Annotated in this window: 24 protein-coding genes and 1 pseudogene; 14 read left to right on the forward strand and 11 right to left on the reverse strand. The window is 71.1% G+C overall.

From position 1 onward, the window contains the following. A pseudogene (locus tag GXW71_RS07330) lies at nucleotides 1-701 on the reverse strand (hypothetical protein); the annotation flags it as partial. A gap of 225 nt (nucleotides 702-926) precedes the next feature. Between GXW71_RS07330 and GXW71_RS07335 the strand changes: the two are divergent. The 3 genes from GXW71_RS07335 (at nucleotide 927) to GXW71_RS07345 (ending at nucleotide 3,203) form a co-directional block, all read left to right on the forward strand. Then, a complete protein-coding gene (locus GXW71_RS07335; protein WP_211851770.1) occupies nucleotides 927-1,514 on the forward strand; it encodes a tetratricopeptide repeat protein in 588 nt (195 codons plus the stop codon). Between the two features lie 254 nt (nucleotides 1,515-1,768). Continuing rightward, a complete protein-coding gene (ada, locus tag GXW71_RS07340; RefSeq protein ID WP_211851771.1) occupies nucleotides 1,769-2,851 on the forward strand; it encodes a bifunctional DNA-binding transcriptional regulator/O6-methylguanine-DNA methyltransferase Ada in 1,083 nt (360 codons plus the stop codon). Between the two features lie 94 nt (nucleotides 2,852-2,945). Next, complete coding sequence (locus GXW71_RS07345) at nucleotides 2,946-3,203, forward strand: hypothetical protein (RefSeq protein ID WP_211851772.1); 258 nt, start codon at nucleotides 2,946-2,948, stop codon at nucleotides 3,201-3,203. Nucleotides 3,204-3,219: 16 nt separating this feature from the next. Here the strand turns inward: GXW71_RS07345 and pyk are convergent, their stop codons facing one another. Both pyk and GXW71_RS07355 read right to left on the reverse strand, forming a co-directional pair. Beyond that, entirely contained in the window at nucleotides 3,220-4,653 is a 1,434-nt protein-coding gene (gene pyk / locus GXW71_RS07350; protein WP_211851941.1) for a pyruvate kinase, read from the reverse strand. 320 nt (nucleotides 4,654-4,973) lie between these two features. After that, on the reverse strand, nucleotides 4,974-6,257 hold the full coding sequence (locus GXW71_RS07355) for a glycerate kinase type-2 family protein (RefSeq protein ID WP_211851773.1): 1,284 nt from the start codon (nucleotides 6,255-6,257) through the stop codon (nucleotides 4,974-4,976). A 143-nt stretch (nucleotides 6,258-6,400) separates the two neighbouring features. Here GXW71_RS07355 and GXW71_RS07360 point away from each other — a divergent pair, with 143 nt between their 5' ends. Then, a complete protein-coding gene (locus tag GXW71_RS07360; protein WP_211851774.1) occupies nucleotides 6,401-6,706 on the forward strand; it encodes a DUF1244 domain-containing protein in 306 nt (101 codons plus the stop codon). 53 nt (nucleotides 6,707-6,759) lie between these two features. Beyond that, a complete protein-coding gene (locus tag GXW71_RS07365) occupies nucleotides 6,760-7,029 on the forward strand; it encodes a DUF2312 domain-containing protein (RefSeq protein ID WP_211851775.1) in 270 nt (89 codons plus the stop codon). Nucleotides 7,030-7,076: 47 nt separating this feature from the next. Here GXW71_RS07365 and GXW71_RS07370 read toward each other — a convergent pair whose 3' ends face one another. The 5 genes from GXW71_RS07370 to GXW71_RS07390 all read right to left on the reverse strand — a co-directional run bounded on the left by GXW71_RS07370 (nucleotide 7,077) and on the right by GXW71_RS07390 (nucleotide 12,984). Then, complete coding sequence (locus GXW71_RS07370) at nucleotides 7,077-8,870, reverse strand: putative bifunctional diguanylate cyclase/phosphodiesterase (RefSeq protein ID WP_211851776.1); 1,794 nt, start codon at nucleotides 8,868-8,870, stop codon at nucleotides 7,077-7,079. A gap of 98 nt (nucleotides 8,871-8,968) precedes the next feature. After that, nucleotides 8,969-9,301 (reverse strand): hypothetical protein, encoded by a 333-nt coding sequence (locus GXW71_RS07375; protein WP_211851777.1) that lies wholly within the window; start codon nucleotides 9,299-9,301, stop codon nucleotides 8,969-8,971. Between the two features lie 6 nt (nucleotides 9,302-9,307). After that, on the reverse strand, nucleotides 9,308-9,490 hold the full coding sequence (locus GXW71_RS07380) for a hypothetical protein (RefSeq protein ID WP_211851778.1): 183 nt from the start codon (nucleotides 9,488-9,490) through the stop codon (nucleotides 9,308-9,310). 41 nt (nucleotides 9,491-9,531) lie between these two features. Beyond that, complete coding sequence (locus GXW71_RS07385) at nucleotides 9,532-10,914, reverse strand: CoA transferase (RefSeq protein WP_211851779.1); 1,383 nt, start codon at nucleotides 10,912-10,914, stop codon at nucleotides 9,532-9,534. Nucleotides 10,915-11,250: 336 nt separating this feature from the next. Continuing rightward, a complete protein-coding gene (locus GXW71_RS07390; protein WP_211851780.1) occupies nucleotides 11,251-12,984 on the reverse strand; it encodes an AMP-dependent synthetase/ligase in 1,734 nt (577 codons plus the stop codon). Between the two features lie 113 nt (nucleotides 12,985-13,097). Between GXW71_RS07390 and GXW71_RS07395 the strand changes: the two genes are divergently transcribed. From GXW71_RS07395 to aqpZ, 6 genes are all read left to right on the forward strand, one after another. After that, nucleotides 13,098-15,002 (forward strand): M3 family oligoendopeptidase, encoded by a 1,905-nt coding sequence (locus GXW71_RS07395; RefSeq protein ID WP_211851781.1) that lies wholly within the window; start codon nucleotides 13,098-13,100, stop codon nucleotides 15,000-15,002. Then, nucleotides 14,995-16,365 carry an ABC1 kinase family protein gene (locus tag GXW71_RS07400; protein ID WP_367617264.1) on the forward strand — a complete coding sequence of 457 codons (1,371 nt, stop codon included), beginning with the start codon at nucleotides 14,995-14,997 and terminating at the stop codon, nucleotides 16,363-16,365. The genes GXW71_RS07395 and GXW71_RS07400 overlap by 8 nt, the downstream gene beginning before the upstream one ends. A 174-nt stretch (nucleotides 16,366-16,539) precedes the next feature. After that, nucleotides 16,540-17,697 carry a Re/Si-specific NAD(P)(+) transhydrogenase subunit alpha gene (locus GXW71_RS07405; RefSeq protein WP_211851782.1) on the forward strand — a complete coding sequence of 386 codons (1,158 nt, stop codon included), beginning with the start codon at nucleotides 16,540-16,542 and terminating at the stop codon, nucleotides 17,695-17,697. 12 nt (nucleotides 17,698-17,709) lie between these two features. Continuing rightward, a complete protein-coding gene (locus GXW71_RS07410) occupies nucleotides 17,710-18,102 on the forward strand; it encodes a proton-translocating transhydrogenase family protein (protein ID WP_211851783.1) in 393 nt (130 codons plus the stop codon). 6 nt (nucleotides 18,103-18,108) lie between these two features. Continuing rightward, a complete protein-coding gene (locus GXW71_RS07415) occupies nucleotides 18,109-19,518 on the forward strand; it encodes an NAD(P)(+) transhydrogenase (Re/Si-specific) subunit beta (RefSeq protein WP_211851784.1) in 1,410 nt (469 codons plus the stop codon). Nucleotides 19,519-19,738: 220 nt separating this feature from the next. Further along, nucleotides 19,739-20,500, forward strand: a complete 762-nt coding sequence (gene aqpZ, locus GXW71_RS07420) for an aquaporin Z (protein ID WP_246526376.1) — start codon at nucleotides 19,739-19,741, stop codon at nucleotides 20,498-20,500. 24 nt (nucleotides 20,501-20,524) lie between these two features. Here the strand turns inward: aqpZ and GXW71_RS07425 are convergent, their stop codons facing one another. From GXW71_RS07425 to rpsU, 3 genes are all read right to left on the reverse strand, one after another. Continuing rightward, nucleotides 20,525-21,235: an isochorismatase family protein gene (locus tag GXW71_RS07425; protein WP_211851786.1), complete on the reverse strand. Its 711-nt coding sequence runs from the start codon at nucleotides 21,233-21,235 to the stop codon at nucleotides 20,525-20,527. Nucleotides 21,236-21,304: 69 nt separating this feature from the next. Then, nucleotides 21,305-22,525, reverse strand: a complete 1,221-nt coding sequence (locus GXW71_RS07430) for a putative bifunctional diguanylate cyclase/phosphodiesterase (RefSeq protein ID WP_211851787.1) — start codon at nucleotides 22,523-22,525, stop codon at nucleotides 21,305-21,307. A 230-nt stretch (nucleotides 22,526-22,755) separates the two neighbouring features. After that, nucleotides 22,756-22,959, reverse strand: coding sequence for a 30S ribosomal protein S21 (gene rpsU, locus GXW71_RS07435; protein ID WP_007006360.1), 204 nt, complete (start codon nucleotides 22,957-22,959; stop codon nucleotides 22,756-22,758). Between the two features lie 301 nt (nucleotides 22,960-23,260). Between rpsU and def the strand changes: the two genes are divergently transcribed. From def to GXW71_RS07450, 3 genes are all read left to right on the forward strand, one after another. Next, entirely contained in the window at nucleotides 23,261-23,782 is a 522-nt protein-coding gene (gene def, locus GXW71_RS07440; RefSeq protein WP_211851788.1) for a peptide deformylase, read from the forward strand. Beyond that, on the forward strand, nucleotides 23,782-24,360 hold the full coding sequence (locus tag GXW71_RS07445) for a COQ9 family protein (protein WP_211851789.1): 579 nt from the start codon (nucleotides 23,782-23,784) through the stop codon (nucleotides 24,358-24,360). Before def ends, GXW71_RS07445 begins: the two co-directional genes overlap by 1 nt. Nucleotides 24,361-24,522: 162 nt before the next feature. Beyond that, nucleotides 24,523-25,026, forward strand: coding sequence for a hypothetical protein (locus tag GXW71_RS07450; protein WP_211851790.1), 504 nt, complete (start codon nucleotides 24,523-24,525; stop codon nucleotides 25,024-25,026). Nucleotides 25,027-25,046 lie beyond the last annotated feature (20 nt).

Below are 25,046 nucleotides of genomic sequence, written 5' to 3' on the forward strand. Positions count from 1 at the left end.
GGCAGCTCGGCGCGGAGCTCGGGCAGCACCGGCACCTCGGGCAGCAGGGGGTCGCGCCCGCCGCCGCCGGGCTCCGCCGCGAAGGCGATCTCGGCGTCGAGCGCGCGGGCGCGGGCCGCGAGGGCAGGGCCGCTGGCCAGGAAGGCATCGGCAGCACCGGACGCGAAGGCAGCCTCCGGTGTCGGTGTCAGAACCGGCGTGGCCGGCCGCCCGAGCAGGTCGAGCGCCAGCATCGCGGCGGTCTCCGGCGCCTCGGCGCCGGGCGTCGCGACGCGTAGTGCGACGCCCGGCGCCGGCTGCCGCCGCACCAGCAGCGCCGCCGGCTGCGTGCCGCCGCAGACCGCGAGCCAGGTGCCGCAATCGTATTTCGCGCGTCCATCCCCGATCAGCCGCGCCTGCGCCGCTCCCGGCGCGAAGGCGAGGAGGGAGCGGCCATCCGGTTCCGCCTCGGTCGCGAAGCGGTTGGCCGCGGTGACGCCGTCGGCCCCACCCACCGCCTGCACCCGGAACGCCGTCGCCTGCGGCAGGGCGCGCCCCAACCCGGCGCCGAGCCGCTGCAGCCAGCGGAAGCTCGCTGCATCCTCTGGCCCCGGCCCAACCAGCAGCGCGGCATCGGGCACCGCACCACGCGCCGAGCCGGCCAGCCCCAGCGCCGCGCCGACGAGCAGCCCGCGACGGGAGACAGCCAAGGCGTCACGCATGCCCCGATCCTCCGACCACATTGCTGAGCTGATTGCCGCCGAGGCCTCATGCTGACCCTGGAATGGCGGCGGGACTGTGGCAGGCTGCGCGAGGTCGGTGCCGAGGTCCTGCACGCTGAGCCGGGCGGCGTGAATCACGCGCTCCAGCGCCGCGCCGCGAGGTCTGATCGGCTCCGCCGCTTGCCGGGCTTGCGCCGGGGCCGGCCCCGGGCGGAACATCGGCGCATGCGCCGCACCCTGCTGTTCCTGCTGCTCGCCTCGCCTGCCGCCTTGGCCCAGGCACCCCGCCAGGCGCCGTCCCCGGCGCCGCGGGCTTCGGCGGCCGAGAGCCGGCAGCAGGAGCTCGACCGCCTGTTCGAGGCGCTGCGCGACGCCCCGGACGAGGCCGGGGCAGCCCTGGTCGAAGCCCGCATCCGGACCCTCTGGCAGGAGAACGTGACCGCGGCCGTGGCGCTGCTGATCCGCCGCGGGCTGCGCAACATGCAGGCCCGCGCGCCGGAGGAGGCGCTGGAGGATTTCGACGCCGCCATCACCCTGGAACCGGGGGCGGCGGAGCTCTGGAACCTCAGGGCCCAGGCCTATGCGACGGGCGGCGACACCGAGGCGGCCGCGCGCGACCTCCGGGAGGCGCTGCGGCTGGAGCCGCGCCATTTCCCCGCTCTGATCACCCTCTCCCAGATCCAGGAGGAGCGGGGCGACGCGGCGGCGGCGCTGCGCAGTTTCCAGGCGGCTCTCGCCCTCCACCCCAAGCTGCGCGGCGGCGAACAGCGCCTGCGGGAGCTGCGCCGCAAGGCCGAAGGGGACGCCACGTAATATTGGCCTCAGGCGCCGGCGCAGCCTCCGGCTGCTTGGCTTTCGCGCTGTCGGCGGAGCACCGGTGGGTGCGGTCGGCCGCGCGCGGGCCGCGTTCGCGGCCTCGGGGCATCGGCTCCGCCTCGCCGCCGCCGAAACGGGTGGCGGCCTGCGGCCGCGGGGTTTGGTCTGCGCACCGGGCCGGCCGGCCCCATATCCCGTACGAAAGCAACGCTCAGATGGTTTCCGGGAGCGGCCGGATGCGACAAGAGGCCATGCCTGACGCCCTTCTTCCCCTCGATACCGACGAAGCCCGCTGGCGGGCCGTGCTGGCCCGTGACCCGGCGCCGCCGCTGGCACCCTTTCTCTATGCGGTGACGACCCAGGGCGTCTTCTGCCGGCCTGGCTGCCCCTCGCGCCCGCCGCTCCGGAAGAACACCCGTTTCTTCGCCGATGTGCCGGCTGCCGAAGCCGCCGGCTTCCGCGCTTGCCGCCGCTGCGACCCGAAGGGCGAACGTGCCGCGCTGCATGCCGCCGCCGTCGCCGCCGCCTGCGACCTGATCGAGCAGGAGGAGGCGATGCCCGGCCTCGAGCGCCTCGCCGCCCATGCCGGATACGCCAAGCATCATTTCCTGCGCATGTTCCGCGACATCACCGGCGTGACGCCGCGCAGCTATGCCGAGAGCGTGCGCGCCCGCCGCCTCTCCGCCGCCCTGGCGGAGGGTGCCCGCGTCGTCGATGCCGTGGCCGGGGCGGGTTATGGCAGCGAGAGCCGCGTCTATGAGCAGCCCTCCCGGGTGCTGGGCATGACGCCGGGTGCTGCGCGGCGGGGCGGGGAGGGCGAGGTGATCCGCGTGTCGCTCGCCGAGAGCGCGCTCGGCCCGTTGCTGGTCGGCGCCACCGGCAAGGGCGTCTGCTTCATCGGCTTCGGGGAGGGAGAGGACGCGCTGCGCGGCGATCTGGCGTCGCGCTTCCCTCGCGCCCGGATCGAGCCCGCCGATGCCGCGCTCGCTGCCATCGTGCAGCAGGTGGTTGCCTTCATCGAGGAGCCGCGGGCGGCGCTCGCGCTGCCGCTCGACCTGCGCGGCACCGCCTTCCAGCGCCAGGTCTGGGAGGGGCTGGCTCGCATCCCCTTCGGCGAGACCCGGCATTATGCCGAATTCGCGGCCAGCCTCGGCCGGCCGGATGCGACCCGCGCGGTGGCGCGCGCCTGCGCCCGCAACCCGGTCGGCCTCGCGATTCCCTGCCATCGGGTGGTCGGCAAGAATGGCGACCTGACCGGCTACCGCTGGGGCGTCGAGCGCAAGCGCGAGCTGCTGGCGAAGGAGCGGCAGGCGGCGGGCAAAGCGGCCGCCTGATCAGGATTGCGGCATCGGCACCCGGTCACGTGATTCCGGCACACCGAGATCTGCTCTAGGCTGAGACGCAGCCAGTCACATGCAAGGGCGAAGAATGGGCCGGATTATCCTGTGGCTTCTCGTGGCGGCCGGCGTGGTGTTTGCGGTGCCGCTGCTGATGGAAATGCGGGCCGGCCAATGCGCCGCGCTCGGTGCCAAGGTGATGCGCGCCTCCGGCGCTCCATCGCTGGGCGCGACCGCCGAGGAACTGGCGGGATCCGTGGCCTCCCTACAGACCGCGCCCAACATGCCGCAGTGGATCGCCTGCACGATCGGCTACTGGCGCATGACCTTCGGCCGTTCGCCCAGTTGATCAGCCCGGAGCGGGACTACTTCACGGTCGCGACGCGGAGCGCGTTGGTGGTGCCCGGCGTGCCGAAGGGCACGCCCGCCGTCACCACCACCTCGTCGCCCGCGGTGGCGAAGCCTTCCGCCTGGGCAGCCCGGCAGGCGCGGGCGACCATCTCCGTCATCGAATGGATCTCGTTCACCACCAGCGGGTGGACGCCCCAGATCACCGCCATGCGCCGCGCCGTCGTCTCGCTCGCGGTCAGGCCGAGGATCGGCGAGGCCGGGCGTTCCCGCGCAACGCGGAGCGTGGTGGAGCCGGTCGAGGAGAAGGTCGCGATCGCCTCCGCGCCGATGGTATCCGCCACCTGGCGCGCCGCGGTCGCGATCGCGCCGGCCGAGGAATGCTCCGGCACCGGCCGGCGCGCATCGGTCTGGGCGCGCCAATCCGGGTCCTGCTCCACCCGGGCGACGATGCGGTCCATCATGTTGACCGCCTCATAAGGGTACTGGCCGGCGGCGGTCTCGGCCGAGAGCATCACCGCGTCGGCGCCGTCGAACACCGCGGTCGCAACGTCCGAGGCTTCGGCGCGGGTCGGCGCCGGGGCGGTGATCATGCTCTCCAGCATCTGGGTCGCGACCACCACCGGCTTGCCGAGGGCGCGCGCGGCGCGGACGATGCGCTTCTGGATCAGCGGCACCTCCTCCGGCGGGCATTCGACGCCAAGATCGCCGCGCGCGACCATCACGCAATCGGCCAGGGCCAGGATGCCGTCGAGATTCTCGACCGCCTGCGGCTTCTCCATCTTCACCATGATCCAGGCGCGGCCGGCGGCGATCGCCTGGGCCTCGGCCACGTCCTCCGGTCGCTGCACGAAGGAGAGGCCGATATATTCGACGCCCTGCTCCAGCACGAAGGCCAGGTCCTCGCGGTCCTTCACGGTCAGCGCCGGGATCGGCAGCACCACGTCCGGGACATTGACGCCCTTGCGGTCGGAGAGGGGGCCGCCGACCACCACCTCGGTTTCCAGGTGATCCTCCCGCTTGCGGAGGACGCGGAGCCGGAGCTTGCCGTCATCCAGCAGCAGGGTGGTGCCGATCTGCGCCGCACTGATGATCTCGGGATGCGGAAGCTGCACCCGGGTCGCATCGCCCGGCGTCGGATTGAGATCGAGGCGGAAGGGCTTGCCGGTCTGCAGATGCACGCGGCTGCCGGCGAAGCGGCCGACGCGGAGCTTCGGGCCCTGGACGTCGGCCAGGATGCCGATCGGGCGGCCAACCTTGGCTTCCACCTCCCGGATGATGGCGATGCGGGCCGCGTGGTCCTCATGGGAGCCGTGGGAGAAGTTGAGGCGGAAGACGTCGGCGCCGGCGCGGTAGAGGCGCTCGATGATCTCGGGGGTGGAGGAGGCGGGGCCGAGGGTCGCGATCATCTTGGTGCGGCGGTGACGCCGCATCGGGATGCGACCGCTCATGCGGGCGACGCCTTCGAAGCGGGGCGCCGGGCGCGGGTTCTGGGCGGCCTGTTCGGCATCCTCCGGGGCGAGGTCGGGGCGGACGTCCTGGGGCGTGACGCCGAGGATACGGGCCACCTCGAGCACCCGGTCGTCGGGCACCCGACGCCATTGCGAGACGGCGGCGGTGGAGATGCCGAGGCCCTGGGCGATGCGGGTGACCGCGCCGCGCTGGCCGAGGATGGCCTCAAGGGCCGGATCACGGAGGGAGGGATCGCGCATGGGCTTATCTTAATCGACATAAGCGAATCCCCCAATGATGGTTTTGTTTCTTACTTTTGTTAAGTTACCAATACGGCCCTGAGATCATTGACATTGGTCAGGGTCGGCCCGGTGCGCACCAGGTCGCCGATCGCGGCGAACAATCCGTAGCTGTCATGCTTCGCCAGCACCGCACGCGGATCGAGCCCCGCCGCCCGCGCCCGGGCCAGGCTGTCCGGCGCCGCGACGGCGCCTGCCGCATCCTCGGTGCCGTCGATGCCGTCGGTGTCGCCCATCAGCGCCCAGATGCCGGGTATCCCCTCCAGCGCGACCGCCAGGCCGAGCAGGCATTCGGTGTTGCGCCCGCCACGCCCAGCGCCGTCCGGGCCGATCGTGACCGTGGTCTCGCCGCCCGAGAGCAGCAGGCAGGGCGCGGGCAGGGGGTGGCCATGCGCGCGGACCGCCCGCGCGATGCCGGCGAGCGCCAGGCCGAGGCCGCGTGCCTCCCCCTCCAGCGCATCGCCCAGGATCAGCGGCGTGAGGCCGGAGGCGCGGGCCTCCGTGGCCGCGGCCAGCAGCGCCATCTGCGGCGTCGCGATGAAGCGGTAGTCGGGGGTGCCGAGGCGTGGGTCGCCGGGCTTCGGCGTCTCCTCGGCCGCCGCGGCGAGATGGGCCGCAGCGGCCGGCGGCAGCGCCATGCGGTAATGCGCGACCAGGGCGCGTGCCTCCGCGAAGGTCGAGGGATCGGGGACGGTAGGGCCGGAGGCGATGACCGCCGGGTCATCGCCGGGCACGTCCGAGATCGCGAGCGTCACCACGACAGCCGGATGCGCCGCCGCCGCCAGCCGCCCGCCTGAGATCGCCGAGAGATGGCGGCGGATCACGTTCATCTCATGGATGGTGGCACCGGAGGCGAGCAGGGCGCGGTTCACCGCCTTCAGCTCCTCGAGCGTCAGCCCCGGCGCCGGCAGGGTGATCAGCGACGACCCGCCGCCCGAGACCAGGAACAGCACCAGGTCGCCTTCGCGTGCCTCCCCTGCGAGCGCCAGCAGGCGCGCCGCGGCAGCGGCGCCGGCCTCGTCTGGGACGGGGTGGGAGGATTCCGCGACTTCGATCCGCTCCGTCGGCACCGCATGGCCGTAGCGGGTGACGACAAGGCCGGAGAGCGGCAGGTCCGGCCAGGCCGCTTCGACCGCCTGGGCCATCAGCGCCGCCGATTTCCCGGCGCCAAGCACGATGACGCGGCCGCCCGCGGGCTTCTCCGGCAGGTGGACCGCCAGCACGGCACGCGGATCGGCCGCCTTCACCGCGGCATCGAAGACCCGCCCCAGCACCGCCCGCGCCGCCTCGTCACTCCACCCCATCGCTTCCTCCGTGTTCGGTGCCACTATGGCGAAGCGCCGCGCCGTGGACCATCTATCGCCCGACGAAAAGCGCCCGATGGCCGGAGGGCCGAATGGCCCGGAGGCCTGAATCGGCCGCTCAACGCACAAGGGAGAGCCCGCCCATGCCCGAGATCGACGCAGCCACCCGCACCGAACTGGAAGCCGCCGCCTTCCGTCGCCTGGTCGAGCACCTCAGGGAACGGAGCGATGTGCAGAACATCGATCTGATGAACCTCGCGGGCTTCTGCCGGAACTGCCTGTCGCGCTGGTACCGGGAAGCGGCCGAGGCGCGGTCCGTGCCGCTGACCGACCCGGAGGCGCGGGAGATCGTCTACGGCATGCCTTACAAGGAATGGCAGGCGAAGCATCAGAAGGAGGCCAGCCCGGACCAGAAGGCCGCCTTCGCCAAATCCGGGCACGGGCATTGAGCCGGGGGCCGCGCCGGGCTAGACCCGCGCCCCCAGCTTCGAGGAGTAGCCCCATGTCCGAGACCGCCGAGAAGAACCAGGATAGCGACGTCGGCGGCATCGCGGCCGACCGGCTGCGCTCGATCATCGAGCGCATCGAGCGTCTGGAGGAGGAGCGCAAGGCCCTCGGCGACGACATCAAGGACATCTATGCCGAGGCCAAGAGCGCCGGCTTCGACGTGAAGGTGATCCGGCAGGTGATCCGCATCCGCAAGCAGGAGCCGGCCGATGTGGAGGAGATGGAGACGCTGCTCGACCTCTACCGCCGCGCGCTCGGGATGTAGGTCGAGCCTGGCCCGCCTGCGGCCGGTCTTTTGCCTGACCTCGTGATTCAGAGTTTTCGGCCCGTCGGCCTCAAGTCATCACGCTCCAGGAGCAGCGTGGCCTGGCGGATCGGCATTGGACGGCCGAACAGGTAGCCCTGCGCCTCCGTGCTGCCGCTCGCGGCGACGGCTGCGAACTGCTCCTCCGTCTCGATGCCTTCGGTGGTGGTCGCCATCCGCAGCACCTTGCAGAGCTCGACGATCGCCCGGAGCAGGGACGCGCTTTCCGGCACCTCGCCCAGGTTGCGGACGAAGACCTGGTCGATCTTGACCCGGGTGAACGGGAAGCGCTTCAGGGCGCTGAGCGAGGAGAAGCCGGTTCCGAAATCATCCATGGCGATGCCGACGCCAAGGTTGCGCAGGCCGTGCAGGACGGTCAGCGTCGCCTCCGTCTCTCGCAGCATCGCGGTCTCCGTGATCTCGAGCTCGAGCCGCGCGGGCTCGAGGCCGGCGGCCTTCAGGGCCGCGGCGACGCTGGCCGGGAAGCGGGCTGTGAGCTGCAGGGGGGAGACGTTGACCGACAGCTTCGGCCGGCCGGGGAGGCTGGCGAGCTCTGCGCAGGCGGTGCGGATCGCCCAATCGCCGATCGGCACGATCAGGCCGGCGGCTTCCGCCAGCGGGATGAAGGTCTGCGGCATGATCATGCCGCGCTCCGGATGCCGCCAACGGAGCAGGGCCTCGAAGCCAAGGATCTGCCGGTCCGGCACCGCCACCAGCGGCTGGTAGTGGAGTTCCAGCGCACCCTCGTCGAGCGCCCGGTGCAGGTCGTGCTCCAGGCTGTGCCGCACCTGCATGCGCAGATTCGTCTCCGCCTCGAAGAAGCGGTAGGAGCCGCGCCCGGCGGCCTTGGCCTGGTAGAGGGCGACATCGGCATCATGGAGCAGCGCATCCGGGCCCGGGCCGTCGCCGGATGCCAGCGCGATGCCGACGCTCGCGCCGATGTTGGCACGGTTGCCATCCAGCTCGAAGCACTGGCCGAGGGCATCGATGATGCTTCGGGCGAGGTCGGCGGCATCGGATGCGCCCGACCGCCTGCGGATGATGGCGAATTCGTCCCCGCCCAGCCGGGCGATGGTGTCGCCCTCCACCGCCAGTGACTGCAGCCGCCCGGCGACCGCCCGCAGCAGGAGATCGCCATGGAGATGCCCGAGCGTGTCGTTGACGTGCTTGAACCGGTCGAGGTCGATGCAGAGCAGGGCAGGTCCCGCCTCGGCGGCACCCGGCATGCAGGCATCCTCGAGCGCCTGGCGGAACAGCACCCGGTTCGCGAGGCCGGTGAGGGCGTCGTGATGCGCCATATGGGCGATCCGCGCGGCGCTGCGCTGCTGCTCCGTGATGTCCTCATGCGTCGCGACCCAGCCGCCATCCGGCATGGGCTGATGCTTGATGACGATGGTCCGGCCGTTCCGCATCTCGACCACGCTCTCGGAGGGCTCGTTGCGGGTGGCGACTTCCTTGCGCCAGACCCAGTATTCCTCCGGGGTCATTTCCGGGAAGCTGCCGGCCTGGAAGCGGAGGTCGATGACCTCCCGCAGCATCATGCCCGGCCGGATGCTCTCCGGCGCCAGGTCGTAGAGCTCCGCATAGCGCTGGTTGGCGAGGATCAGGCGTTGCTGGCCGTCGAAGAAGCAGACCCCATGCGACATGCGCTCGAGCGCGGTCTCCAGCCTGAGCATGCGGGTCTCGAGATCGGCCGTGGAAAGCGCGGCCGGGTCGGCCGGGGGTGTGGGGAGCGGCTGCGGGGGCCGCAGCGACAAGGCCGGGCGCGCTCGCTGCCGCCGCTCGCTCCCTTCGCTCGCCATTCCCGTGCTCTCCCTGTCCCGGGATCAACCGTCAGAGTGCCGGATACGGATTAGAAAAGCGTTAGATTTCCGGAGGGCGGGCCGGATCGCGGGCCGGCTCACTCCTCTGCGGGCGGCGGCAGGGCGCGGCCCCGCCGCGATGCCGGCGGCGGAGCCGCCAGCTCCAGCCGGACCAGCCTCTCGCCGAGCGCGGCGAGCGCCCCGGCCACGGCGCCGGAGGCGGCTTCCCGCGCCGTCGCCGCGGTCACCCCCGCCTGGTCGTCGAGGCGCTGCTCGATGCGGGCGATGCGTTCCGACAGGCCGGCGATCTCGGCCCGCAGCGCCTCATGTGCCGCGCGCATCTCGGCGCCATGGCGCGACAGCGCCTTCTCGGCCTCGGTCAGCCGATGCACCGAGGCGAAGAGCGTCGCGATATCCGCCAGCAGGCCCACGGCGGATCAGAGCTTCAGATTGCGTTCGATCTCGTCGAGATTGGCGTCGATGGCGCGCTTCAGGCGCCGGATCTCGGCGCGGAGCTCGGCATCCGTCGGCACCCTGCGCCGGGCGCTGACCGCCTTCTTCGAAGCGGCGGGCCGCTTCGGTGCGGGGCGGGCGGCTTGCGTCTTCAGGCTGCTGCTCATGCCTGGATGATAGGCAGGCGGGGCGGGCGCTTCAACGACCGTCAGGATGCCCATTCCGCAGTGTGGCTGCCGAGCGGCATCGACGGCAGCGCCCAATGCGCGGGCGTCCGCTCCAGCACCGCCGCGTGCTTCACCGCGACCAGCGGACCGAAGCCGCTCCGGCTCTCCTCCAGCCGGTCATGGACCTGATCCTCCCCGATATCCGGCGTCGCCATGCCGTCGGGCTGCGGGCCGAGGCCGCGCATCCAGTGGCCGGTGCCGGCGAGGCAGACCCGCACCAGCCAGGACCCGCCTTCCTCTGCGCGCCGCATCAGCGCCGCCATGGCGCCGAGCGCCAGCAGGTAGCCGGAGCCATGGTCCAGCACCTGGCAGGGCAGCACCCGCGGCTTCACCTCGCCGGCAGCCCGCGCCTCGGCCCAGTTGATGCCGGTCGCGGTCTGGGTCAGCGAATCGAAGCCGTGCCGCCCGGCCCAGGGCCCGCGGTGGCCATAGGCGGAGAGCGAGACGCAGACGATGCCCGGGTTCATCGCGGCGAGTTGCTCGGGCCCGAATCCGAGCCCGGCCAGCGCCCCCGGGCGGTAGCCCTGCAGGAAGACATCCGCGCCGCGCGCCAGCCCTTCCATGCGCGCCTTCTGGTCGGGGTCGCGGAGGTCGAGCGCGGCGCAGCGCTTGCCGCGGCCAGTGTCGATGACGAGCGCGGTCAGGCTCGGCAGGTGCGGCGCAGTGACGTGCAGCACGTCGGCGCCATGGGCGGCCAGCGTCCGGCCGGCGACCGGCCCCGCGATCACCCGCGTCAGGTCCAGCACGCGGATGCCGGCGAGCGGGCGCTCGGCCAGCGGCGGCAGCGGGCGCGGCGGTGCGTCGCCGATGCGCTCGATCACCAGCGGCGGCAAAGTGGCGACCGCCTGTCCCTGCGGATGCGCGTCCCAGGCGGCGAAGTCGCGCGCGGCGGAGACCGCCATGCCGGCCTCGGCGGCGGCGGTCTCGAAAGCGACCGCGTCCCATTGCATCAGCGCGGCGGCAACCGCTTCGCGCTCGCCGGCGCAGCCGAGCAGCTTCAGCACGCCGGCGCGGTGATGCGGAAAATTGGTGTGCAGGCGGACGAAGCCGCCATCCCCGGTCGGGTAGAGGCCGGCGATGCTGTCCCAGCCATCGCCACGGGTCTGGCCGTTCACCGCGCAGTAATGCTCGGAGCGGAACTCGATGGCGGCGTCGCGCATGGCGACGGAGACGCGCTGGGCGGGGCCGCCGCGGCGGCGATGGATCTCGGCGGCGGCCAGGCCCGACGCGGCGATGGTCGCCTGCGCCGCGGTTCCGACCTTGAAGCCGGAGGGCAGGATCGGGTCGGCGCCGGTCAGCGTCACCGCATCCAGCGCGCGGGCATCGAGCCCCGCCTGCCGCCATAGCCCTGCGAGCGCGTCCATCCGTGCTTCCTCACCCTGTCCAGTCTCGCGCATGCTCCCCCCTTGCGCAGGGGAGGGCAAGGGCAGGGCCGGCGCTGGCAGGCAGGAGGCCTGCGAGCGTCGCGCGCCGCGGTGTCGAGCGGCGTGTGCGGTTCGGCCGCCTGACCCGTCCGACGTCGCCGTGCCAAGCCGGGGTCATCCCCGCGGCCGGAGGCCGCCATCGGCTTCTGCGGGGCGAGCGCAGCGATGCCCCGGGGCCGCGAACGCGGCCCCGCGCGCGACTGACCTTACCCGCCGGCGCGCCCTGACAGCGCGGAAGCCAAGCCGGCGATGCCGGCGCCGGCGATTGAGGACAAATCAAGCCTTCTGCAGGCTCTCGACCAGCGGCGCGTTGCGGTCCAGGACGATGCGGCGCTTGACCTTCATGGTCGGCGTCAGGGTGCCGTCCTCCACTGTGAAGGGGGAGACGGCGGCGAAGCGGCGGATGCGCTCGATGGTCGAAAGCCGGGTGTTCACGCGCTCGATCGCGGCGGCGACGCTGCTCTCCTGCCCCTCGGTCGGGACCACCAGCGCGACGATCGCGGACCTGCCCTCGCCGGCGATGACGGCCTGGGCGATCTCGGGTTCCGCCATCAGCAGGCCCTCGACCTTGGCCGGGCTCACCATGTCGCCACCCAGCGTCTTGATGAAGTCGCGCTTGCGGTCGGTGATGCGGAGATAGCCATCATCCAGCGCGCCGACATCGCCGGTGTGCAGCCAGGGCCGCGGATCTGGATCGCCCGGCAGCGCCTGCAGCGCCGCCTCGGTCGCCGCCGGGGCGCCCCAGTAGCCAAGCATGACCAGGTCGCCGCGCACCAGCACCTCGCCATCCGGGGCGATCCGGGCCTCGACGCCGGCAAGCGGCGGCCCCACCGTCTCCCGCCGGTTCGCCCAGGGCAGGTTGACGCTGATGACCGGGCCCGCTTCGCTCTGGCCGTAGCCCTGCAGCACCGGCAGGCCGAGCGCGATGAAGAAGCCACCGAGCTCCGGGTCGAGCCGCGCGCCGCCCGAGACCAGCGCCTGCAGCCGCCCGCCGAAGCGCGCCCTGACCTTGCTGCGCACCAGCCGGTCCAGGATCGCATCCTGGACGCGCTCGATCAGGCCGAGCGGCGGCCCGTCCAGGCGCCGCAGCCCGAGCGTCAGCGTGCGCTCGAACAGGTGCCGCTTCAGCCCGCCATCCTTCTCGACCTGGGCCAGCATGCGCGCGCGCAGCACCTCGAAGAGGCGCGGCACCGCGGTGACGACGGCGGGCGCGATCTCGGTGAATTCCTGCGCCAGGCGGTCGGCACCGCGCGAATAGACCACTTCCATCCCGACCGAAGGCAGCAGGAAGCCGCCCACCGTATGCTCGTAGCTGTGCGAGAGCGGGAGGAAGGAGAGGTAGGGCTTGCCGTCGAAGCCAAGGCGCTGGGCCAGCGGGATCACGCCGTCCCGATTGGCCAGCAGCGCCCGGTGCGGCAGCATCACCCCCTTGGGCTGCCCGCCGGTGCCGGAGGTGTAGATCAGGCAGGCGAGGGATTCGCGGGAGGCCTGCTCGGCCTCCGCCTCCAGCATCAGGGGATCGCCCGGCACCGCGATCGCCTCGGCCCAATGGAAGGTAGCGATACCTTCGGTCTGTGGCGGATCTTCCATCACGATCAGCAGGTCGAGCCCGCCAGTCGCGGCCGCTGCCTCCAGCACCCGCTCGGCCAGGCGGCGGTTAGAGACGATGGCGGCACGCGCGCCGGAATCGCCCTTGATATGGGCGTGGTCGGCGGTGGTGTTGGTGGTGTAGGTCGGCACCGTCACCGCGCCGATCGCCATGATCGCGGTGTCGGAGACGGGGAATTCCGGCCGGTTCTCGGACACCAGCAGCACCCGGTCGCCCGGCGCCACGCCCTGGGCGCGGAGGAATCCGGCGAGGGCCGCCACCTGCTGGGCGAATTCGCCCCAGGACAGCCGTTGCCAGGCGCTGCCCCGCCAATAACGGAACAGCGGCTTCGGCCCCCAGGCCCGGGCGCGCGCCAGCATCATGGCCGGCAGGGTGGGCCAGTCGCCCCGCGAATAAGGCATGTCGTCCCCGTGACGTTTCCCGGACGGCGCCGTCTAGAGCAGATCGTGGCGGGGCGGAATTCGGCCGAGGGGCGAATTCCGCCCTCGTAACAAATCCGGCGGGTGGCGGGCGGATGACAATCCGCGCCGGGCCGGCACCGGCCGTCACGGCAGCTTGGCCGCGGCGCTCAGCGCTCTATATGGAACTCGTGACCCAGCATTCCGCGCCCCGCCTCACCCGTTCCCCGCTCGACGCCGCCGGCGACGCGCAGCCACCGCTTCCGGTCTGGGACCTCTCCGACCTCTATGCCGCGCCGGACGATCCGCGCCTGAAGGCCGATCTCGACCGGGTGGAGGCCGAGGCGCGTGCCTTCGAGGCCGCCCATGCCGGCAAGCTCGCGACCCTCACGGGCGATGCGCTGGCCGCCGCGATCGCGGAATACGAGCGGATGGAGGAGGTGCTGGGCCGCGCCATCAGCTACGCGCAGCTCATCTTCTCCGGCGATGCGCAGGACGCCGCGAACGGGCGCTTCTACCAGTCCATGCAGGAGCGGATCACCACGATCTCCTCGCGCATGATCTTCTTCACGCTGGAGCTGAACCGGCTGGAGGATGCGGCACTCGAGGGCAAGCTCGCCGGCAGCGCGGCGCTGGCGCGCTGGCAGCCCTGGCTGCGCGACCTGCGCGTCTTCCGCCCGCACCAGCTCTCCGACGAGGCCGAGAAGCTGCTGCACGAGAAGGAGGTGACGGGCAGGAGCGCCTGGAACCGCCTGTTCGACGAGACCGTCGCCACCATGAAGGTGGCGGTGGCCGGCGAGGAGCAGACGGTCTCGGCCGCGCTCAACAAGCTGTCGGACCGCGACCGTGCGGTGCGCGCGGCGGCGGCGGAGGGCGTCTCGGCCGCTTTCGGCGATCGGGTGCGCCTGTTCTCGCTGATCACCAACACGCTGGCCAAGGACAAGGAGATCGTGGACGGCTGGCGCCGCTATCCGCGCCCCGGCTCCTCCCGCAATCGCGCCAACATGGTCGAGGACGAGGTGGTCGATGCCCTCGTCACCGCGGTGCGGGACAGCTATCCGCGCCTGTCGCACCGCTACTACGCGATGAAGGCCAAGTGGCTTGGGCTCGAGAAGCTGCAGCACTGGGACCGCAACGCGCCGCTGCCGGATGAGGATGATGCGCTGATCCCCTGGGATGCGGCGACCGAGCGGGTGCTGACCAGCTACGCCGCCTTCAGCCCGGATCTCGCGGCGATCGGCAGGCGCTTCTTCGACAAGCCCTGGATCGATGCGGCGCTGCGGCCGGGAAAGGCTTCCGGCGCCTTCGCGCATCCGACGGTGCCCTCGGCGCATCCCTATCTGCTGCTGAACTACCACGGTCGCGCGCGCGACGTGATGACGCTCGCCCATGAGCTCGGCCATGGCGTGCACCAGGTGCTGGCGGCGGAGCAGGGCTACCTGATGTCCTCGACGCCCCTGACCTTGGCCGAGACCGCCTCTGTCTTCGGCGAGATGCTGACCTTCCGCGCCGTGCTCGATGCCGAGCAGGATCCGAAGCGGCGGCGGCTGATGCTGGCCGGCAAGGTCGAGGACATGCTGAACACGGTGGTCCGCCAGATCGCCTTCTACCGCTTCGAGACCCTGCTGCACGAGGAGCGCCGCAAGGGCGAGCTCAGCCACGAGCGCATCGGCGAGATCTGGATGCAGATCCAGACCGAGAGCCTCGGCCCGGCCTTCGAGTTCACGCCCGACTACAGCGTCTACTGGGCGTATATCCCGCACTTCATCCACTCGCCCTTCTATGTCTACGCCTATGCCTTCGGGGATTGCCTGGTGAACGCGCTCTATGGCGTCTACCACGAGGGCACCGTGCCGAATTTCCAGGCGAAGTACCTCGACATGCTTCGCGCCGGCGGCACGCTCCGCCACCAGGAGCTGCTGGCGCCCTTCGGCCTGGATGCGTCGGACCCATCCTTCTGGATGAAGGGGCTCGACGTGATCTCGGGCTTCATCGACGAGTTGGCGTCCGACGGTGGCTGAGGAGCGCAGCGGCCTCTTCGGCGAGATCCGCCGGATGGCGCGCACCTCGGGCGCCGTCGGCGGCATCGCGGCGCGGGTCGCGGGGCAGCGCTTCCTCGGCATCAAGACCGACAAGGCGGCGCATGCGGAGGACCTGAAGACCATCCTCGGCGGGCTCAAGGGCCCGATGATGAAGGTGGCGCAGTTCCTCTCGACCGTACCCGGCATGTTGCCGGAGGAATACGCGCGCGAGCTCGCGACCTTGCAGGCCAATGCGCCGCCGATGGGCTGGGCCTTCGTGCGCCGGCGCATGCAGTCCGAGCTCGGGCCCGCATGGCAGTCCCGCTACGCGGAGTTCGGGCAGGTGGCGGCGGCGGCCGCTTCGCTCGGCCAGGTGCATCGCGCGCGGCTGCCGGATGGCACCGATGTCGCCTGCAAGCTGCAATACCCGGACATGGCGAGCGTGGTGGATGCCGATCTCAGGCAGCTCAGGCTCGCGATGAATGTCTACAAGCGCATGGACAGCACCCTCCAGCACGAGGATGTCTATGCCGAGCTCGCCGAGCGTCTGCGCGAGGAACTCGACTATATGCGGGAGGCCGCGCAGATGCGGCTCTATGGCGCGATGCTCGCCGGCGTCCCCGGCGTGCGCGTGCCCCGGCCGGTCGAGGCGCTGACCACGGAGCGGCTGCTGACCATGACCTGGCTCGAAGGCCGTCCCATCCAGGCGCGGCTCGAGGAGGATGCGCCGCTTGAGGAGCGCAACGCTTATGCGCGCGCCCTGTTCCGCGCCTGGTACGTGCCGTTCTACCGCTACGGCATCATCCATGGCGACCCGCATCTCGGCAATTACCAGGTCCATGCCGATGCGCCGGAGAATGACGGCTTCGGCATCAACCTGCTGGATTACGGCACCATCCGCGTCTTCCCGCCGCGTTTCGTGGGCGGTGTCATCATGCTCTACGAGGCAGTGCGCGACGGCGACGACGACAAGGCGGCCGAGGCCTACCGCATCTGGGGCTTCGGCGACCTGAAGCGCGAGACGCGGGAAGTGCTGAGCCTCTGGGCGCAGTTCCTCTACGAACCGCTGCTCGACGACCGCGTGCGGCCGATCCAGGAGAGTCCGGACCTCGCCTATGGCCGCAAGATCGCGGAGAAGGTGCATGAGGGCCTGCAGCGGACAGGGCCGGTGCGGGTGCCGCGCGAATTCCCGCTGATGGATCGCGCCGCGATCGGCCTCGGCAGCGTCTTCCTGCGTCTGCGGGCGGAGGTGAATTGGCACCGGCTGTTCCAGGAGCTGGTCGCGGATTTCTCCGAGGACACCCTCGCGGAGCGCCAGGTGGCGGCGCTGGCGGAAGCGGGGGTTCCGGCCGCAGCCGGCTGATCGGTCCCGGCGGGACCGGCCCCCCGTCGGAGGGGCGCTTCGGTGTCGACAGGCGGCTCGGTCCTGGCGCCGCGCGCCGGGGTCACGCCTCCGCGCTTGCCGCCGGACGGCCCTTGTGCTTGGTGCCACCCCGGCTTCGCGTAACAAGGTTCCCTAGCCAGGGGGTGATGTCGGATGCGGGTTGCGGTGCTCAAGGAGCGGCGGGCGGGCGAGACCCGCGTCGCCGCGACGCCGGAGACGGTGAAGAAGCTCATCGGCCTCGGCACCACGGTTGCGGTGGAGGCCGGCGCCGGCCGCACCTCCGGCTTCATCGATGCCGCCTATGCCGAAGCGGGAGCGGAGATCGCGCCCGATGCCGCCGCGGCGCTCGCCGGCGCCGGCATCGTGCTGAAGGTGCGCGCACCCCTCGGCGCCGGGGAAGGGGAGGTCGATGAGCTGTCCCTGATCCCGCGCGGGGCCATCCTGATCGGTACCCTCGGCGCCGATGCCGCCGCCGCGGCGGCCTATGCCGAGCGCGGCATCGAGGCGCATGCGATGGAGCTGTTGCCGCGTATCACCCGCGCGCAGTCGATGGACGTGCTCTCCTCCCAGGCGAACCTCGCCGGCTACCGCGCGGTGGTCGAGGCGGCGACGACCTTCGACCGCGGCTTCCCGATGCTGATGACCGCGGCCGGCACCATCCCGGCGGCGAATGTCTTTATCATGGGCGCCGGCGTCGCCGGGCTGCAGGCGATCGCGACCGCGCGCCGCCTCGGCGGCCGGGTCAGCGCCACCGATGTGCGCCCCGCCGCGAAGGAGGAGATCAAGTCCCTCGGCGCCAGCTTCGTCGGCTACGAGGATGAGGAGAGCCGCGCTGCTCAGACCGCCGGCGGCTACGCCAAACAGCTCTCGCCCGCTTTCTACGCCAAGCAGGCCGAGGTGGTGGCAACCCATATCGCCAAGCAGGACGTCGTCGTCACCACCGCGCTGGTGCAAGGCCGCCGCGCACCGACCCTGGTGACGGCGGAGATGGTCGCCTCCATGAAGCCCGGCAGCGTGATCGTGGACATCGCGTCCGATGCCGGCGGCAATGTCGCGGCGACCGTGCCGGGCGATGCGGTGATCACGGCGAATGGCGTGACCGTCCTCGGCTACCGCAATTGGCCGGGGCGGATTCCGGCGGCGGCCTCGGCACTCTATGCGCGCAACCTGCTCACGTTCCTGACCACCTTCTGGGACAAGGAGGCGCAGGCGCCGAAGCTTTCGCCCGAGGACGACATCGTGAAGGGCACCGCGCTGACCCGCGCCGGCGCCGTCGTGCACCCGCAATTCGCGCCCGCCGCGGCGGCCTGAGGGAGATCAAGAATGAACGCGACTGACCTCGCCAACCAGGCGACGGCGGCGGCCAACCGCGCGCTCGATCTCGCCGAAGCGGCGCGCCGCGCCGCCGAGGCGGCGGCCCCGATCGCCGCGGCCGCCGAGCCCTTCCTCTATCTGCTGACCATCTTCCTGATGGCCTGCTTCGTCGGCTACTACGTGGTGTGGAGCGTGACGCCCGCGCTGCATTCGCCGCTGATGGGCGTCACCAACGCGATCTCCTCCGTCATCGTGGTGGGCGCGATCCTCGCGACCGGCCTCTCCGACGGCATCGCCGCCAAGATCTTTGGCTTCCTGGCGGTCACCCTCGCCTCGGTGAACATCTTCGGCGGCTTCACGGTCACCCGCCGCATGCTCGCGATGTTCCGGAAGAAGGGCTGACGCGCCATGGCGACCACGCTTTCGACGCTCGCCTACCTCGTCGCCTCGGTCCTCTTCATCCTGGCGCTGCGCGGGCTGAGCCACCCCGAGACCTCCCGCCGCGGCAATGTCTTCGGCATGATCGGCATGGCAATCGCCATCCTGGCGACGCTGCTGCATCCCGGCATGGGCGGCGGCGGCATCGCGCTGGTGATCGCCGGCCTCGTGATCGGCGGCTCGATCGGCGTCTTCGTGGCCAGCCGCATCCAGATGACGGCGCTGCCCCAGCTCGTCGCGGCCTTCCACTCCCTGGTCGGCATGGCCGCGGTTTTCGTCGCGGCTGCCGCCTTCTACGCGCCCGAGAGCTTCGGGATCGGCACCTACGGCCATATCCATGGCGGATCGCTGGTCGAGATGTCGCTCGGCCTCGCGATCGGCGCCGTGACCTTCTCGGGCTCGGTGATCGCCTTCGCCAAGCTCGACGGGCGCATGTCCGGTGCGCCGATCCTGTTCCAGGGCCAGCACTGGCTGAACCTCGGCCTCGGCATCCTGCTGCTGGTGCTGGTGATCGCCTTCGTCGCGACCGGCAACGCCGTGCTGTTCTGGCTGATCGCGCTGCTCGCCTTCGCACTCGGCTTCCTGCTGATCATCCCGATCGGCGGCGCCGACATGCCGGTCGTCGTCTCGATGCTGAACAGCTATTCCGGCTGGGCGGCGGCGGGCATCGGCTTCACCGTCGGCAATATCCTGCTGGTGGTGACCGGCGCGCTGGTCGGCGCCTCGGGCGCGATCCTGTCCTACATCATGTGCAAGGGCATGAACCGCAGCATCATCAACGTGCTGCTCGGCGGCTTCGGCACCACGGGCGGGACGGCGGCGGCGGGCGATGCCGCGGCCGGCGATCGCGTGCCGGTGAAGGCCGGCAGCCCGGAGGATGCCGCCTACATCATGAAGAACGCGCAGAAGATCATCGTGGTGCCCGGCTACGGCATGGCCGTTGCCCAGGCCCAGCAGGTGCTGCGCGAGATGGCGGACCTCCTGAAGAAGGAGGGGGCGGAGGTCTCCTACGCCATCCACCCGGTCGCGGGCCGCATGCCCGGCCACATGAACGTGCTGCTGGCCGAGGCGAACGTCCCCTATGACGAGGTGAAGGAGCTCGAGGAGATCAACCCCGAATTCGCCGAAGCCGACGTCGCCTATGTGATCGGGGCCAATGACGTGACCAACCCGGCGGCGAAGACCGACAAGGCGAGCCCGATCTACGGCATGCCGATCCTGGACGTGGAGCGCGCCAAGACGGTGTTCTTCGTCAAGCGCGGCATGGCCAGCGGCTATGCCGGCGTCGACAATGAACTGTTCTTCCGTCCGAACACCATGATGCTGTTCGGTGACGCCAAGAAGGTGACACAGGAGATCGTGCAGGCGCTCCAGCGCTGAGCCTGCGCCGGCCGCACTGATGAAGGAAAAGGGGGCCTCGGCCCCCTTTTTCGTGGCTGCACCCCCGGTTGCGCACTGCCGCTGGACTGTAGAGTTTCCGGGCATCACCAGGAATGGTTGCAACACAACTGGAAGAAAAAGCGCAGATCGCGCCGAATTGTGCGACAGCGACGCGGAAGGCCGCAGTTATATCGCTCCGTTAATTTTTTCGGAGGCGTCTTTGTCACGGAAGCTCACTGCCGAATTCCTCGGCACGCTCTGGCTGGTTCTTGGCGGCTGCGGCAGCGCGGTGCTGGCGGCAGCCTTTCCGCAGCTCGGCATTGGCTTTGCTGGCGTCGCACTGGCCTTCGGCCTCACGGTGGTGACCGGAGCCTATGCTTTCGGTCCGATCTCGGGCGGCCATTTCAACCCCGCGGTGACCGTCGGGCTGGTGGCGGGCGGCCGCTTCCCGGCCGGGCAGGCCATTCCCTACATCGTGGCGCAGGTCCTGGGCGCCATCGCCGGCGCCGCGGTGCTGGCCAGCATCGCCGGCGGCAAGGCCGGGTTTGACCTGGTCGCCTCGGGCTTCGCCGCCAACGGCTTCGCGGAGCATTCGCCGGGCGGCTATTCGATGGTGTCTGGTTTCATCACCGAGGCGGTGCTGACCTTCTTCTTCCTGCTGGTGATCCTGGGCTCCACCTCGGTGCGTGCCTCTCCGGGTTTCGCGGGCCTTGCCATCGGCCTCGCGCTGGTGCTGATCCATCTCATCAGCATCCCCGTCACCAACACCTCGGTGAATCCGGCGCGCAGCACCGGCCCCGCGCTTTTCGTCGGCGGTTGGGCGCTGCAGCAGCTCTGGCTGTTCTGGGTGGCGCCGCTGGTGGGCGCGATCGTCGCCGGCGTGGTTGCCCGCTTCCTCGATGGCAGCGACGAGGCCCGCGCGGAGCAGATCGCCGCAGAGCGGAACGCCCGACGGAGTGAATCTGTCCGCGAACCCGCCTGAGGGGCGACGGTCCGCCCCTCTTCTTTAGAGCGGCCTTCCGTCGATCTGCTCAAGGCTGTTGCGCATCAGCGCGGCGCGCAGCTCGGCGCCGCTGCTGAGCCAGCCGAAGAAGGTGGCGACGTTGAATTCCGTCGCCGCCTGCGCGCCGGGGCCCGCCGCCATGGTCGCGTCGGTCAGCATCACCGGGAAGAATTCGCGGTGGTAGGCGTCGCGGATGGTGCTCTCGACGCAGACATTGGTGGCGACCCCGCAGACCAGCAGGGTGCGGATCCGCCGGGCCTGCAGGATCTGCTCCAGCGCCGTGCCGGCGAAGCCGGAATAGCGGGATTTCGGCACCAGGATATCGTCCGGCTCCGGCGTCAGCTCGGACACGATCGCATAATCCCAGGTGCCATGGGTGATCAGCTTGCCGGCATAGGCCTCGTTCGCGCGCATGAACTTCAGCGCATTCGACTTGTGCCAGACCGGCGCCGCCGGCCCGCCCACCTCCCGCTGGTCCGGCGCGAAGCCGTTCTGGAGATAGATCACGGGAACCCCGGCTTCACGGCAGGCGGCCGCGATGCGCGCCGCCTCCGCGATCACCGGCGCGGCGCCGGACACGTCGAAGCCCACCAGATCGAGATAGCCGCCCTTCGAGCAGTAGGCGTTCTGCATGTCCACGATGATCAGCGCCGTCTCCTCGACGGCGACGGTGAGCGGCTCGGGCCGGGCAGGCAGGGTAACGGTGCGGGTCATGGCGAGGCTCCGATCGGGATACCCTGACGTATCAGGGTGCCCGAAGGCAGCAACCCCCATGCCAACCCCTCAATCGGTGGCCTGGACGCCGCCCATGAGCGTGAGGGCATGCAACAGCGCCTTGCCGGCCGGATCGCCCGCCAAGGCCTGTGCGAGCCCGCTATCGATCGTCGTCCGGCTGAACGGAAAGGCGCGGAGCAGCCTCAGGGAGCCATGCCCGGCGCCGAAGTCGCAGAGCGCCACGCGGACGCGACCCTCCCGCAGCGCCCGCAATTGCGGCAGGGCCAGGTCGGCGTCCCGCATCAGCGCGGCCTCGGCGACGCCGATCTCCAGCCGCTCCGGCGGCAGGCCGCTGGCGTGCAGCGCCCGCGTCGCGTCCGCGACCAGCGCACTGCCCAGGAGCTGCGCCTGAGTGACGCGGACCGTGAGCGTCAAGGAGGTGTCGGACCAGCGCATGGCATCCCGGCAGGCGGTGGCAAGCATCCAGGCGCCGATCGGCCCCGCCAGCCCCGCCTCCTCGGCGAGCGGCAGGAAATCGGCCGGCTGCAGCAGCCCATGGCCCGGCCGCTCCCAGCCCAACAGCGCTTCCTGGCCGCGGAGGGTACCGGCCGCGTCATGCCACGGCCGATAGCGCAGCCGTAGCTCGCCACGGACCACGGCGTCGCGCAGATCATTCTCAAGCGTGCGATGCGCCGCCACGCGGCTCTGCATCCCGGCATCGAAGGCCCGCCATCGGGCGCGGCCTTCGGCCTTGGCCTGCACCAGGGCGAGATCGGCCCGCCGCAGCAGCGCGGCGCCGTGCTGCTCCGCCGCATCGCTCCGGGCGATGCCGGCGCTGGCGCCGATCAGCGCCGTCCGGCCGCCCAGCATGAAGGGATGTCCCAGCATGTCGATCAGCCGCGATGCGACGGCCCCGGCGACCTCGTCCGTGACCGGCGATGCCAGCAGCACGGCGAACTCGTCCCCGCCAATGCGCGCCGCCAGGTCGCCGCCGCGCAAGCCGCGTGCGATGCGGCTGGCGGCGGCGCGCAGCAGGAGGTCCCCTGCCGCGTGTCCCAGCCGGTCATTCACGGCCTTGAAGCGATCGAGATCGAGCGCCAGCACGGCATAGCCCGGCCAGGCATGCTGCGCGACCAGCGCCTCCGCGGCGGTCAGCGCCATGCCGAAGCCGCGCCGGTCGACAAGGCCCGTGATGTCGTCGCGGCCGATTCGGGCGGCGCCTTCGCCGAGCCAGGCCGGAAGGGAGAAGGAGGCCGGTGACGTTACCGCCCAGGCCCGCCGGAGCGTCATGTCTGACGATGCCGGATCACGCCCGTCAAAGCCGCTCTGGTCAGGCATTAGCGCTCCGCGCCGTAAGGCAGTCCCTTGTGGCGCAGGCCGTATTTCCGAAATGTGAAGTCCGCCGGGCCCAGGTGCGGCCAACGCAAAAACGCGGACCGCGGGGGCTATCCCCGCGCCGCGTCATCAACACCGGATCCGGTGGCAGCAGCCCCCGCGCCCAGGGCGCGGGGCAGCGGGCTTCAGAAGCCCTCGCGCTCCAGGCGCTTGCGCTCGACCTTGCGGGCGCGGCGGACAGCCTCGGCGGCCTCGCGCGCACGGCGCTCGGAGGGCTTCTCGTAGTGGCGGCGGAGCTTCATCTCGCGGAAGACGCCTTCACGCTGCAGCTTCTTCTTCAGCGCCTTCAGCGCCTGATCGATATTGTTGTCACGAACGACGACCTGCACGCGGCATAACCTCCTTGCGGTTTGCGGGTGAAATGACAAGCGCGAAAGGGCGGGCAGTCCGCCCGGCCTTGGCCAAGGTGGAGCCCGCTCAATCGTGGGAAAGCGGTGTCTAGCATAAAGCCGTGCCGCGCCGGAAGCCCTCGCGCAAAGCCCCTCCGGAGTCCGCTGGGGAATGGGGCGGAGGCGGGCCGGCGCGGCAGGCACGGAAAAGACCCGACAGACCGCCCCGCATCCATTTCCAAGCGGACTCTCAAGCTCTACATGCGAAGCAGCACTGTGACCGAGGCTTCCGGACGCCGCCATGGCCCTCCTCAAGATCGCCCGCATGGGGCATCCCGTGCTGCTCCGGCGCGCCGACCCTGTGCCGGACCCGACCGCGCCGGAGATCCGGCGCCTGGTCGCCGACATGGCCGAGACCATGAACGACGCCGGTGGCATCGGCCTGGCCGCACCTCAGGTGCATGTGCCTTTGCGCCTTTTCCTTTGGCGCTCGGGCGCGGGCAATCCGGTCGCGCTCATCAACCCGGAGGTCGCGGCGGTGGGGGAGGAGATCGAGGAAGCCTGGGAGGGTTGCCTCTCCATTCCCGGAATTCGCGGTGCCGTGCCGCGGGCCCGCCGCATCCGCTTCCGCGGCTTCGACCTGGAAGGGCGGCTGCTGGAAGGGGAATCGGAAGGGCTCGGCGCCCGCGTGATCCAGCACGAGAACGACCACCTGGACGGCATCCTCTATCTGTCCCGCATGACCGACCTCAGCCGGATCGGCTTTACCGAGGAATTGGCCCGCGCCGCCGCCGACGCTGCACGCGCGCAGGAGGCCGAGTGATGACGGTGGAGCGCAGCCCCGAGCGCGACGCCGCGATTCGCGCCGCCTTGCCGCTGGTGCCGAGGCTCGGCTGGACCCGCATTGCACTGCAGGCCGGGCTGCGCGCGATCGGCGAGGACCCCGAGAGCGAGGCCTGGCTGTTCCCGACCGGCCCGATCGGCGCCATCGAGGCCTGGCTCGACCTCGCCGATCGCGAGATGGAAGAAGCCGCGGTGCGGGAGGATATCGCCGCGCTTCGGACGCCCGCGCGCATCCGCCGCCTCATCCTGCTGCGGCTGGAACAGGCGGCGCCGCACCGCGAAGCGGTGCGCCGGGCCCTGGCACGGCTGGCGCTGCCCTGGAACCTGCCGGTCGCCGCCCGTGGCGCGGCACGCACCGCCAGCGCCATCTGGCATGCCGCGGGCGACAGCTCCGCCGATTTTTCCTGGTACACGCGCCGCGCGACGCTGAGCGCCGTCTATGCCGCGACTTTGGCTTTCTGGTTGCAGGACGAGGATCCGGATCAGGCGGCGACGGCAGCCTTCCTCGACCGGCAATTGGCCGGGCTGGCCCGGCTGTCGCGCCCGAAGCCGGCCTGATCAACCAAAGCCGCGTATCGGGTCATTCCATCCTCTACCTGTTTGGCCGGTTGCGGCGCCAAATCCTTGTAACAAAAAGGATCGATCGGAATCCCGCATGCTTCCTGAACGGTGCCGGAGCGTGTATAAGACGGCGGTCATTCCTCGGAGAGATCGGGTCGCATGAAGTTCGCCCATATCCTGCTCGCCGGCGCCGCGGCCCTCGCGGTCGCCGCGCCCGCCATCGCCGACACCTGCGCGCAGCCGGCCGAGCGCACCGCACTCGAGCTGCATGCCTTGCAGAGCCATCTGGCGGTCGTCGCCATCCGCTGCCGCCAGGATGACAACTACCGCACCTTCGTCGAGCGTCACCGCGGCGAGCTGACCGGCGCCTACCGCACCTCGGTCACGTATTTCCGCCGCGCCTATGGCGCGCAGGGCGTGCGCCGCTTCGACATGTACTCGACCGAGCTCGCCAACGCGCATGATCAGGATGCGGCGCGCTCCGAGGCGTTCCTCTGCCGCGACAATGCCGCGCTCTACCAGCAGGTGATGGGCGGCACGAGTGACCAGCTCGCCCGGCTCACGGTCGAGCGCAACATCGTGACGACCATGAGCCCGGATGCCTGTGCGGCGACACCGGCGCGCCCGGCGCGCGCAACCCGTCCGGCCCGCCGCGCGCGCTGATACGAGAAAGGGGGCCGCGA

This window comes from Plastoroseomonas hellenica (assembly GCF_018129085.1).
In the GTDB taxonomy this organism is placed as follows: Bacteria; Pseudomonadota; Alphaproteobacteria; order Acetobacterales; family Acetobacteraceae; genus Plastoroseomonas; species Plastoroseomonas hellenica.

What these genes read in the sequence shown, in the direction of transcription:
- GXW71_RS07390 (WP_211851780.1), bottom strand. Translation starts at nt 12,984, where the DNA reads ATGCCTTATTCGCGGGGCGACTGGCCCACCCTGCCGGCCATGATGCTG.
- ada (WP_211851771.1), top strand. Translation starts at nt 1,769, where the DNA reads ATGCCTGACGCCCTTCTTCCCCTCGATACCGACGAAGCCCGCTGGCGG.
- GXW71_RS07395 (WP_211851781.1), top strand. Translation starts at nt 13,098, where the DNA reads ATGACAATCCGCGCCGGGCCGGCACCGGCCGTCACGGCAGCTTGGCCG.
- GXW71_RS07430 (WP_211851787.1), bottom strand. Translation starts at nt 22,525, where the DNA reads ATGACGCTCCGGCGGGCCTGGGCGGTAACGTCACCGGCCTCCTTCTCC.
- GXW71_RS07380 (WP_211851778.1), bottom strand. Translation starts at nt 9,490, where the DNA reads ATGAGCAGCAGCCTGAAGACGCAAGCCGCCCGCCCCGCACCGAAGCGG.
- GXW71_RS07415 (WP_211851784.1), top strand. Translation starts at nt 18,109, where the DNA reads ATGGCGACCACGCTTTCGACGCTCGCCTACCTCGTCGCCTCGGTCCTC.
- def (WP_211851788.1), top strand. Translation starts at nt 23,261, where the DNA reads ATGGCCCTCCTCAAGATCGCCCGCATGGGGCATCCCGTGCTGCTCCGG.
- GXW71_RS07345 (WP_211851772.1), top strand. Translation starts at nt 2,946, where the DNA reads ATGGGCCGGATTATCCTGTGGCTTCTCGTGGCGGCCGGCGTGGTGTTT.
- GXW71_RS07405 (WP_211851782.1), top strand. Translation starts at nt 16,540, where the DNA reads ATGCGGGTTGCGGTGCTCAAGGAGCGGCGGGCGGGCGAGACCCGCGTC.
- GXW71_RS07425 (WP_211851786.1), bottom strand. Translation starts at nt 21,235, where the DNA reads ATGACCCGCACCGTTACCCTGCCTGCCCGGCCCGAGCCGCTCACCGTC.
- GXW71_RS07355 (WP_211851773.1), bottom strand. Translation starts at nt 6,257, where the DNA reads ATGGGGTGGAGTGACGAGGCGGCGCGGGCGGTGCTGGGGCGGGTCTTC.
- GXW71_RS07410 (WP_211851783.1), top strand. Translation starts at nt 17,710, where the DNA reads ATGAACGCGACTGACCTCGCCAACCAGGCGACGGCGGCGGCCAACCGC.
- GXW71_RS07360 (WP_211851774.1), top strand. Translation starts at nt 6,401, where the DNA reads ATGCCCGAGATCGACGCAGCCACCCGCACCGAACTGGAAGCCGCCGCC.
- GXW71_RS07445 (WP_211851789.1), top strand. Translation starts at nt 23,782, where the DNA reads ATGACGGTGGAGCGCAGCCCCGAGCGCGACGCCGCGATTCGCGCCGCC.
- pyk (WP_211851941.1), bottom strand. Translation starts at nt 4,653, where the DNA reads ATGAGCGGTCGCATCCCGATGCGGCGTCACCGCCGCACCAAGATGATC.
- GXW71_RS07370 (WP_211851776.1), bottom strand. Translation starts at nt 8,870, where the DNA reads ATGGCGAGCGAAGGGAGCGAGCGGCGGCAGCGAGCGCGCCCGGCCTTG.
- GXW71_RS07365 (WP_211851775.1), top strand. Translation starts at nt 6,760, where the DNA reads ATGTCCGAGACCGCCGAGAAGAACCAGGATAGCGACGTCGGCGGCATC.
- GXW71_RS07450 (WP_211851790.1), top strand. Translation starts at nt 24,523, where the DNA reads ATGAAGTTCGCCCATATCCTGCTCGCCGGCGCCGCGGCCCTCGCGGTC.
- GXW71_RS07335 (WP_211851770.1), top strand. Translation starts at nt 927, where the DNA reads ATGCGCCGCACCCTGCTGTTCCTGCTGCTCGCCTCGCCTGCCGCCTTG.
- GXW71_RS07385 (WP_211851779.1), bottom strand. Translation starts at nt 10,914, where the DNA reads ATGGACGCGCTCGCAGGGCTATGGCGGCAGGCGGGGCTCGATGCCCGC.